This window comes from Bradyrhizobium oropedii (genome assembly GCF_020889685.1).
Taxonomy (GTDB): Bacteria; Pseudomonadota; Alphaproteobacteria; order Rhizobiales; family Xanthobacteraceae; genus Bradyrhizobium; species Bradyrhizobium oropedii.
On sequence record NZ_JACMYO010000263.1, the window covers coordinates 1 to 9,310 of the forward strand.

At 65.2% G+C, this 9,310-nt stretch carries 10 protein-coding genes; 7 read left to right on the top strand and 3 right to left on the bottom strand.

The features are described 5' to 3' along the window. Nucleotides 1-1,187 (top strand): thiamine pyrophosphate-dependent enzyme (locus H8A95_RS39365; RefSeq protein WP_229187941.1); only part of this gene is annotated, 1,187 nt, incomplete at its 5' end. Nucleotides 1,188-1,264: 77 nt separating this feature from the next. On the opposite strand, the gene cycA is transcribed toward H8A95_RS39365, so the two are convergent. Then, a complete protein-coding gene (cycA, locus tag H8A95_RS39370; RefSeq protein WP_229187942.1) occupies nucleotides 1,265-1,660 on the bottom strand; it encodes a cytochrome c-550 CycA in 396 nt (131 codons plus the stop codon). A 235-nt stretch (nucleotides 1,661-1,895) separates the two neighbouring features. On the opposite strand from cycA, the gene H8A95_RS39375 reads away from it, so the two are divergent. Continuing rightward, on the top strand, nucleotides 1,896-3,389 hold the full coding sequence (locus tag H8A95_RS39375; RefSeq protein WP_163152995.1) for an FAD-linked oxidase C-terminal domain-containing protein: 1,494 nt from the start codon (nucleotides 1,896-1,898) through the stop codon (nucleotides 3,387-3,389). A gap of 50 nt (nucleotides 3,390-3,439) precedes the next feature. Next, on the top strand, nucleotides 3,440-4,234 hold the full coding sequence (locus H8A95_RS39380) for a dienelactone hydrolase family protein (RefSeq protein ID WP_229187943.1): 795 nt from the start codon (nucleotides 3,440-3,442) through the stop codon (nucleotides 4,232-4,234). Between the two features lie 155 nt (nucleotides 4,235-4,389). On the opposite strand, the gene H8A95_RS39385 is transcribed toward H8A95_RS39380, so the two are convergent. Further along, nucleotides 4,390-4,776 (bottom strand): hypothetical protein, encoded by a 387-nt coding sequence (locus tag H8A95_RS39385; RefSeq protein WP_229187944.1) that lies wholly within the window; start codon nucleotides 4,774-4,776, stop codon nucleotides 4,390-4,392. Between the two features lie 189 nt (nucleotides 4,777-4,965). Between H8A95_RS39385 and H8A95_RS39390 the strand changes: the two genes are divergently transcribed. Then, nucleotides 4,966-6,111 (top strand): acyltransferase family protein, encoded by a 1,146-nt coding sequence (locus H8A95_RS39390; protein ID WP_229187945.1) that lies wholly within the window; start codon nucleotides 4,966-4,968, stop codon nucleotides 6,109-6,111. 64 nt (nucleotides 6,112-6,175) lie between these two features. On the opposite strand, the gene H8A95_RS39395 is transcribed toward H8A95_RS39390, so the two are convergent. Next, nucleotides 6,176-6,661, bottom strand: a complete 486-nt coding sequence (locus tag H8A95_RS39395) for a putative quinol monooxygenase (RefSeq protein WP_229187946.1) — start codon at nucleotides 6,659-6,661, stop codon at nucleotides 6,176-6,178. A 198-nt stretch (nucleotides 6,662-6,859) separates the two neighbouring features. On the opposite strand from H8A95_RS39395, the gene H8A95_RS39400 reads away from it, so the two are divergent. The 3 genes from H8A95_RS39400 to H8A95_RS39410 all read left to right on the top strand — a co-directional run. Further along, on the top strand, nucleotides 6,860-7,549 hold the full coding sequence (locus H8A95_RS39400; RefSeq protein ID WP_229187947.1) for an ArsR/SmtB family transcription factor: 690 nt from the start codon (nucleotides 6,860-6,862) through the stop codon (nucleotides 7,547-7,549). A gap of 32 nt (nucleotides 7,550-7,581) precedes the next feature. After that, nucleotides 7,582-8,820, top strand: coding sequence for an FAD-binding protein (locus H8A95_RS39405; protein ID WP_229187948.1), 1,239 nt, complete (start codon nucleotides 7,582-7,584; stop codon nucleotides 8,818-8,820). After that, a partial coding sequence (locus H8A95_RS39410; protein ID WP_229187949.1) for a 4Fe-4S dicluster domain-containing protein occupies nucleotides 8,817-9,310 on the top strand: 494 nt, incomplete at its 3' end. The genes H8A95_RS39405 and H8A95_RS39410, both read left to right, overlap by 4 nt.

Below are 9,310 nucleotides of genomic sequence, written 5' to 3' on the forward strand. Positions count from 1 at the left end.
CGCCGGTGGTGCGTCCGGCCGAGGCCGAATTGAACGCACTGGCCGCGCTGCTCAATGGCGCCAAGCGCGTCACGCTGTTCTGCGGCCGCGGCTGCGCCGGCGCGCATGACGGCCTGGTCAAGCTTGCCGAGACGCTGAAGAGCCCGATCGTGCATGCGCTCGGCGGCAAGGAATATGTCGAGTATGACAATCCCTATGATGTCGGCATGACCGGCTTCATCGGTTTCTCCTCCGGCTATGCCGCCATGCATGGTTGCGATGTGCTGCTGATGCTGGGCACCGACTTTCCCTACAAGCAGTTCTTCCCGACCGGCATCAGCATCGCCCAGGTCGATCTTCGCCCCGAAAATCTCGGCCGCCGCTGCAAGCTCGATCTCGGCATCGTCGGCGACGTCGGCGAGACCATCGCGGCGCTGTTGCCGAAGCTGACGCCTAAGACCGAGCGCAAGTTTCTCGATGCCAGCCTCGCGCATTACAAGGACGCCCGCGCCGGGCTCGACGATCTCGCCCGCGGCAAGCCCGGCCAAAAGCCGATCCATCCGCAATATCTGGCGCGCCTGCTCAGCGAGCAGGCCACCGAGGACGCGGTGTTCACCGCCGATGTCGGCACGCCGACGATCTGGGCCGCGCGTTATCTGAAAATGAACGGCCGCCGTCGGCTGGTCGGCTCCTGGGTGCACGGCTCGATGGCCAACGCGATGGCGCATGCGATCGGCGCGCAGGCGGCGCAGCCCGGCCGGCAGGTGGTGTCGATGTCCGGCGACGGCGGCTTTGCCATGCTGATGGGCGACCTGATCACGCTGACGCAAGCGAAGCTGCCGGTGAAGGTCGTGATCTTCAACAACAGCGTGCTCGGCTTCGTCGCGCTGGAGATGAAGGCGGCCGGCTTCATCGAGACCGGGGTCGATCTGAAGAATCCCGATTTCGCGGCGATGGCCCGCGCCATGGGCATTCACGGTGTCCGGGTGGAGGATCCCGGCGAACTCGAGGGCGCGATCCGCGACGTGCTCGCGCATGACGGCCCGGCCGTGCTCGACGTCGTGACCGCGACGCAGGAATTGTCGATGCCGCCGACCATTACGCTGGAGCAGGTGAAGGGTTTCAGCCTGTGGGTGCTGCGCGCCGTGATGAGCGGCCGCGGCGACGAGGTGGTCGATCTCGCCAAGACCAATCTGTTGCCGCGCTGATCGCGCTCAAATCAAACAACCGGAAGGGGATGGCGATGCGAAGAACGCCATCCCCTTCCAACGTCCGATACCGCCGATTACTGCTTCTGCTTGCCGTCCTTGTCGAACGACGACACATAGGCCCACAGATTGTTGGCCTCGGTCTCGTTCTTGATGCCAGCGAATGCCATCTTGGTGCCGGGGATCTTGGCCTTCGGATCCTTGATGTATTCGAGGAACTGATCCTTGCTCCAGGTGATGCCGGAATTCTTGTTGGCATCGGAATAGTTGTAGTCCGGCGCGCTGCCGGAGTGGCGGCCGTCGAGGCCGTTGAGCTCGGGTCCGACCTTGTTCTTGGCGCCTTCGCCGATCGCGTGGCAGGCAAGGCATTTGTTGAACGAGGTCTTGCCGGCGGCGGCATCCTGCGCCAGCGCGGAGGATGCGGAGGCCAGCGATGTGACGACCGCCAGCACGCTCAAGGTCTTTAGGTTCATGGGGTTCTCTTCGTTTCGTCCCGGGGGGCAGTGTTTGGTTTGTGGCATGTCCGGCTTGGACTGGACAAGCCACGAAACTTTGACAGGTTTCATGACCGTCCGCTTGTCCCAGAGAGAACTCGGCATTGCGGGACGGGGCAATCCGACCTTCGGCCGGTTGACTGAAACAGGTGCAGACGTGTTTGATTTGTCGTAACAAATCGGCAAAGAGCAGAGCCCACCCAAGGGAACACCGATGTCCATCATGATGCCGGAGGCCGACCAGGCCGTCCTTGCTCGCCGCACAGAGATCGCGGCTGCCTTGCGCGCAATCGTTCCGGGCGAGGGCGTGATCGACAGTGCCGCCGAGATGCTGGCCTATGAATCCGACGGCCTGACCGCCTACCGGCAACCGCCGATGGTCGTGGTGCTGCCCGATACCACCGAACAGGTGGCGAAGGTCCTGAAATATTGCCAGCAGCAGGGCATCAAGGTGGTGCCGCGCGGCTCCGGCACCTCGCTGTCCGGTGGCGCGCTGCCGCTCGCCGACGGCGTGCTGCTCGGCCTCGGCAAGTTCAAGCGGATTCGCGAGATTGACTTCGACAACCGCGTCGTCGTCACCGAACCCGGCGTGACGAATCTGGCGATCAGCCAGGCGGTCGCCCACGCCGGCTTCTATTACGCGCCCGATCCGTCGTCGCAGATCGCCTGTTCGATCGGCGGCAATGTCGCGGAAAATTCCGGCGGCGTGCATTGCCTGAAATACGGCATGACCACCAACAACGTGCTCGGCTGCGAGATCGTGCTGATGTCGGGCGAGATCCTGCGCATCGGCGGCAAGTCGGCCGAGAATGCCGGCTACGATCTGATGGGGATCATCACCGGCTCCGAGGGGCTGCTCGGCGTCATCACCGAGATCACGGTGCGCATCCTGCAGAAGCCGGAGACGGCGCGCGCGCTGATGGTCGGTTTCGCCGAGGTGGAAGCGGCTGGCGAATGCGTGGCCGCCATCATCGGCGCCGGCATCATCCCGGGCGGCATGGAGATGATGGACAAACCGGCGATCCACGCCGCGGAGGCCTTCGTCCATGCCGGCTATCCGCTCGACGTCGAGGCGCTTCTGATCATCGAGCTCGACGGTCCCCAGGTCGAGGTCGACGAGCTGATCAAGCGGGTCGAGGCGATCGCGCAGGGCTGCGGCTCGACCTCATGCCAGATCTCGACCTCGGAGGCTGAACGCAATCTGTTCTGGGCCGGCCGCAAGGCGGCATTCCCCGCGGTCGGGCGCATCTCGCCGGATTATCTCTGCATGGACGGCACCATCCCGCGCGGCGCGTTGCCGAAGGCGCTGGCGCGGATCCGCGAGCTCTCGGAGAAATACAGCCTCGGTGTGGCCAACGTGTTCCATGCCGGCGACGGCAATCTGCACCCGCTGATCCTCTATGATGCCAACAAGCCCGGCGAGATCGAGAAGGCGGAGGCGTTCGGCGCCGACATCCTGCGCTGCTGCGTCGAGCTCGGCGGCGTGCTCACCGGCGAGCATGGCGTCGGCATTGAGAAGCGCGATCTGATGCCGGAAATGTTCACCGAGATCGACCTCAACCAGCAGCAGCGGCTGAAATGCGCCTTCGATGCCCAGGGTCTGCTCAACCCCGGCAAGGTGTTTCCTACCCTGCACCGTTGCGCCGAGCTCGGCCGCGTCCATGTCCATGCCGGCAAGCTGGCATTCCCGGATATCCCGCGGTTCTAGGGCGCGCATTCGTCAACGTCAGTTTCCGGGGCAAAACGCGAGAGGTCAGCATGCGAACGAACATCATGGGAGCTCTTTGCGCCATCGCAATGGTCGCGAGCGCACATGCGGCGGTGAGGGAAGAGCCGGTCACCTACACGGACGGCGAGACCACGATGAAGGGTTTCGTCGTCTACGACGATGCGACCCAGGCCAAGCGGCCCGGTATCGTCATGGTGCACGAATGGTGGGGCGTCACCAAGCATATGCACAACGAGGCGCGGAAGTTCGCGGAGCAGGGCTACACAGCCTTCATTGCGGACATGTATGGCGACGGCAAGACCGCCGACAACCCGATGGACGCCGGCGCGCTCGCGGGATCGGTGATGAAGGATGCCAAGGTGATGGAGGCGCGCTTCAACGCTGCGCGGGAACAACTCGCCAAGCAGGCGTCGGTCAATCCGCAACGGATCGGCGCTGTCGGTTACTGCTTCGGCGGCGCCGTGGTGCTGAACATGGCGCGCACCGGCGCTGATCTTGCCGGCGTTGCGGGCTTTCACGCCACGCTCGATCTCAACACGCCCGCGCCGGCGCCGGGAACCGTCAAGGCCAAGATCCTGATTCTGAACGGCGCGGACGATCCGTTCGTGAAGCGCGAGCAGTACGATGCGCTCAAGAAGGATTTCGACGCGGCGAAAGCCGACTACCGGATCGTCGAATATCCCGGTGCGGTGCACGCATTCACGAACCCCGAATCCACCGAACTCGGCAAGAAGTTCAACCTGCCGCTCAGATACGACGCCAAGGCCGATCAGGAATCGAAGGCCGAAGCGGCCAAGCTCTTCGCCGCAACCCTTCAGAAGTAAGCAAAAGGGGCCGCCGACATGGTGGCCCTTCTTCCATCCGGGCGGTTGTCGCCGCGCGACAGGCGATTGCCGGCAAGCCGGCATTTCCGGATATCCCTGCGGTTCTAGTACCGTCGGAGCAGGCCGAGCGCGGCGCTGCTGTCGCCATATTCGGCTCAGGCCCTGTCGGGGTCTGAGATCAGCTCCGCCCGGACTCGCTTGAACGTCTTGCCGGCCGCTTCGGACACTTCGGGGCGGAATTTTTGCGGATCGTAGTCATTGCCGTCGTGGGCCTTGATGGTGGCGTCGAACGCGCCGACCATGGCCATCGCGGCGTTCGGGCTGCCGAGAAGTCTCGCGCCGAGATGAACGCCCCCGGCGCCATCGGCTTCATAGCCGGCGCATCGTTGTTCGAGCACCGCGGCCGCAGTCGCGAGCTGGTCGAGGAACATCGCCTCGGCGTCGGTGAGCATGGCGGCGCGCGCCTGTCCTGCAGCGATCGTCGCGAGCAGCGCAGTGACTGTCAGCTTGATCTTCACGGTGGTGGTCCTCCCTGCTGCCATCGAGGCCGAATCGATACATTTCGACTGATCGCGCTAGCCAGCCGATAACCTTAACCGATGCTTGCAGCGACGGCCGTCGGCCAAGCGGCCGCCGTCGCGTGTCGCCGCAATTGCAGCGCGGACCCGTTTACACGGCCTTCAACTGTTCCTCGGTATTTTCAGGACATGCATGTCTTCGGCAACATTTCGATGCCCAGCCTGGCTGATCAGCTGGCTCTCTCGCGCAATCGGCCCGCGGGCTTCGACTACATGCGGATTGCGCTGGCGTCGTCGATCATCTGCCTGCACAGCCTGAACGTGACGCTCGGGCTCGGCCCGACGCTGCAGATACTGGGCTCGCTTCGCATCGCGATCGCGATGATCCTCGCGCTGTTCTTCGCGTTGAGCGGCTTTCTGGTGACGGCAAGCCTGCTGAGATGCAAGAGCCTGATTTCCTTCCTCGGCCTGCGCCTGCTTCGGATCGGGCCCGCGCTGGTGGTGGAGACGACGCTGTCGGCCATCATCATCGGTTCGGTCCTCACCGAGCTGCCGCTCACGCAGTATTTCGCCGATCCCAAATTCCACGCCTATTTTCTCAACATCGTCGGCGACATCCATTACGTGCTGCCCGGCGTCTTCCTGCACAATCCGATGCCCGAGCTGGTGAATGCCCAGCTCTGGACGGTGCCCTATGAGTTGTGGTGCTACGTCATCCTGGCGCTGCTCGCCGTGACGGCGATTGCCTTCAACCGGGTGGCGTATCTTGTGTTCCTGGTAATCGCCCAGATCGCCTTGACCGGCTACGACATCTACCGCTGGGACGAGGTGCCGATCCAGCTTCGCCCGCATCTGCTGGTGTTCTGCTTCCTTGCCGGCGTCTGCTTCTATCTCTGGCGCGACAAGGTGCCGTTCAACCGGACCGCCTGCCTGCTGGCGCTGGTGCTGTGCGCCGCCGGCATGGCGACCGGACGCGGCGACGCGCTTGCTCCCGTGCCGGCCGCCTATGTCGCCTGCTATCTCGGCCTGATGAATCCGCGGCGGAGCTGGATCGTATCGTCAGGCGATTACTCCTACGGGCTCTATCTCTATGGCTTCGTCATCCAGCAATGCGTTGCGACGTTCGGCCCGTCGGTGCAGCACTGGTATCTGAACATCCTGATCAGCCTGCCGCTCGCCTTCGGCGTCGCCGTCGCATCCTGGCATCTCGTCGAGAAACATGCGCTTCGGCTCCGGGGCCGGCTCGAGAAGCTCGAGGCCGCGGTGCTGTCGCGGATCGCGATCGTCGGCTTCTGGCGCCGCTCGCCCGAGCGGGTCGATCTGCGTGCAACCCTCGGCGGCAGCAGCGCATCACTGTGATCCGCGCTCGCGGGAAGGACTTGGCACGCGGGAAGGACTCGCGTCCTCCCCGCGGTACCGTCGGTCACAGCAGCGCGTATTGCGTCCGCTCGCGCTTGGCGAGCAGCGGCAATGCCTGCTCGGCGATGTAGGTCTTGAAGTAGGCGCTCTCCGCATGGGCCTTGAACGCCGCTTCGTCCTGGAACAATTCGTAGAACAGGAATTGCGCCGGATTGTCCTTGCCGCGGCCGATCAGGAACAGCTTGGTGCCGGGGTCCTTCTGCGCCTCGGGCAGGAAGCCGTCGAGAATTGCCGCGACCTTGTCGGCCTGCCCTTCCTTGGCTTCCCATTGCGCCACGACCAGAAGGCCTGACGTGTTGATCGCATCGCTGATGGTTCTCGTGCTCATCGCATAGTGCTTCATTGGCATTCCTCCGTTGCTTTGCTCCGATCGAGCCTGCGATCCGGCCCAGGGCGAGACGCCGGCGATCGTCATGATCGCGGCGAACGTGCCGATGGCCGATCGTCGGGTCTGCATCATCGTCGTGGTCGTGACTTCCGAACGTTTCATGTTCGCCTCCAGATGATTTGCGCCAACCGTCTTGCCGGCCGAACCGCAAGGCGAGAGATAGTGGATCGTTCCATGAGCTCGGTTAGGTGACGGTCGAAGTGTCGATGTCGTGAACATTTCGATCATGATCGAAGCGTTACGGACGGGTGCCGTGCGACAAACGCAGGGGCAATCCTTCGACCGACGCTGGAGCCTGCCATGCAGACCATCGCACCAGAGCTTGCCGAACTGGCCGGGCTGATCGCCGATCCCGGTCGCGCCGGCATCCTGTCGCGCCTGATGGACGGGCGAGCGCAGACCGCGAGCGAGCTGGCGCTGGTTGCGGGCGTGACGCCGCAGACGGCGAGCTGGCATCTGGCGAGACTGGCCGAGCGCGCGCTGCTCAAGGTCGAACGGCGCGGTCCGCGGCGCTTCTACCGGCTGGCCACGCCGTTGGTCGCGCAGATGCTCGAGGGCATGATGACGGTTGCGGCGATCGATCCGCGTCCGTCCCGCCCGCCGCCGCGGATCGGTGCGGAGATGCGCCGGGCCCGGACCTGCTATGACCACCTTGCCGGCGAGCTCGGCGTCGCCGTCACCGATGCGATGCGCCGACACGATCACCTCAACCTGGACCAGGAGGGCGGCGAGCTGACCGCTTCGGGCCGCGCATTTCTAGGCGATCTCGGCATCGACCTGCATGCGCCGGCGCGAAGCCGGCGGGTTCTGTGCCGGCCCTGCCTCGACTGGAGCGAGCAGCGTCTGCATCTGGCCGGGCGGGCAGGGGCCGCGATTGCCAACCTCGCGTTGCAGCGGGACTGGATCCGGCGCCGGCCGCAGGGCCGTTCCGTCGAGATCACCGCGGCCGGGCTTGTCGCATTCAGGGATTTGTTCGGTGCGCGCATTTGATTTCGGAGCCAAATTTCGATACCGCCTAGCGTGTGGAAACGCTCAAAGTCAGAGACGGCAAAGACGTCGAAGAGGTGGTGCGCGCGGCGGTCGCCAGCGAACAGCCGCTCGAGATCATCGGTCATGGATCGAAGCGCGCCATCGGCCATCCGATGGCGACCAATGCGGTGCTCGACGTCTCGGTGCTGAATGCGGTCACCTCCTATGAGCCGAACGAGCTGATCATCACCGTGCAGGCCGGCGCGCCGCTCGCCGACGTGCAATCCCTGATCGACGCCAAGAACCAGCAATTCGCCTTCGAGCCGATGGATACGTCGGTGCTGCTGGGCAGCGCAGGAGCCGGCACGATCGGCGGCATGATCGGCGCCGGCCTTGCCGGTCCGCGCCGCATCAAGGCCGGCGGCGCGCGGGATCACCTGCTCGGCGCCCACGCGGTGTCCGGGTTCGGTGACAGTTTCAAGACCGGCGGACGGGTGGTGAAGAACGTCACCGGCTACGATCTCTGCAAGCTGCTCACCGGTTCCTGGGGCACGCTCGCGGTCATGACCGAGGTGACGCTCAAGGTCATGCCGAAGCCGGAAGCCGAGCGGACATTGGTGCTGCGCGGGCTCGACGATGTCACCGCCAACAAGGCGATGACGGCGGCGCTGGGTTCGCCCTTCGACGTCTCGGGCGCGGCCCATCTGCCCGGCTCAGTGCTGCGGTCCGCAACCGGCGCGCTCGCCGGCCTTGCAGCCGCCGGCCAGCCGGTGACGCTGGTGCGGCTCGAGGGAATTTCAGCGTCGGCGGCGCACCGCGCGGCCTCGCTGAGCCAGACACTCTCGACCTATGGAACGGTCGACAGCCTCGCTGACGACGCTTCCGTTGCGATCTGGAGCGCGCTGCGCGACGTGGTGCCGTTTGCCGCAAACGGCGCGCTCGGGGCCTTACCGGTGTGGCGCATCGTTTGTCCGCCGGCCATGGGCGGTGCGCTGGGCCAGGCGCTGGCGCGGTCAACCGGCGGTGACGTGATCTACGACTGGGGCGGTGGGCTGATCTGGGCCGCGGTGCCGCAAAGCGCCGATGCGCAGGCCACGCTGGTCCGCAGCCAGGTCGAGGCGATCGGCGGACATGCCACCCTGATCCGCGCCGGCGAGGATGTGCGCCGTGCCGTCGATGTGTTCCAGCCGCAGGCGGCCGGACTTGCCGCGCTCGGCGAACGGGTCCGGGCGAGTTTCGATCCGAGGTCGATCCTCAACCGCGGCCGGATGATGCGAGGCGGGGCTGCATGAAGACCGAGTTTACCCAGGCGCAGCTTGCCGATCCCGACATCAAGGAAGCCGACAAGATCCTGCGCGCGTGCGTGCATTGCGGCTTCTGCACGGCGACCTGCCCGACCTATGTGCTGCTCGGCGACGAGCTCGATAGCCCGCGCGGCCGCATCTACCTGATCAAGGAGATGCTGGAGAAGGACAAGCCGCCGACGGCGGACGTGGTCAAGCATATCGACCGCTGCCTGTCGTGCCTCGCCTGCATGACCACCTGTCCGTCGGGCGTGAACTACATGCACCTCGTCGACCAGGCCCGGGTCAGGATCGAGCGGGACTACCAACGGCCGCTGACCGAGCGGCTGCTGCGGTCGGTGCTCGCCTTCGTGCTGCCGCGGCCGGGACTGTTCCGGATCAGCATGATCATGGCCGGGCTCGCCCGTCCGTTCGCGGCGCTGCTGCCGACGCCGTCGGTCGGCGCGGCGAACCCGGGCCTGCTGCGGCGGATCAAGGC

What these genes read in the sequence shown, in the direction of transcription:
- cycA (WP_229187942.1), bottom strand. Translation starts at nt 1,660, where the DNA reads ATGAACCTAAAGACCTTGAGCGTGCTGGCGGTCGTCACATCGCTGGCC.
- H8A95_RS39375 (WP_163152995.1), top strand. Translation starts at nt 1,896, where the DNA reads ATGTCCATCATGATGCCGGAGGCCGACCAGGCCGTCCTTGCTCGCCGC.
- H8A95_RS39380 (WP_229187943.1), top strand. Translation starts at nt 3,440, where the DNA reads ATGCGAACGAACATCATGGGAGCTCTTTGCGCCATCGCAATGGTCGCG.
- H8A95_RS39385 (WP_229187944.1), bottom strand. Translation starts at nt 4,776, where the DNA reads ATGGCAGCAGGGAGGACCACCACCGTGAAGATCAAGCTGACAGTCACT.
- H8A95_RS39390 (WP_229187945.1), top strand. Translation starts at nt 4,966, where the DNA reads ATGCCCAGCCTGGCTGATCAGCTGGCTCTCTCGCGCAATCGGCCCGCG.
- H8A95_RS39395 (WP_229187946.1), bottom strand. Translation starts at nt 6,661, where the DNA reads ATGAAACGTTCGGAAGTCACGACCACGACGATGATGCAGACCCGACGA.
- H8A95_RS39400 (WP_229187947.1), top strand. Translation starts at nt 6,860, where the DNA reads ATGCAGACCATCGCACCAGAGCTTGCCGAACTGGCCGGGCTGATCGCC.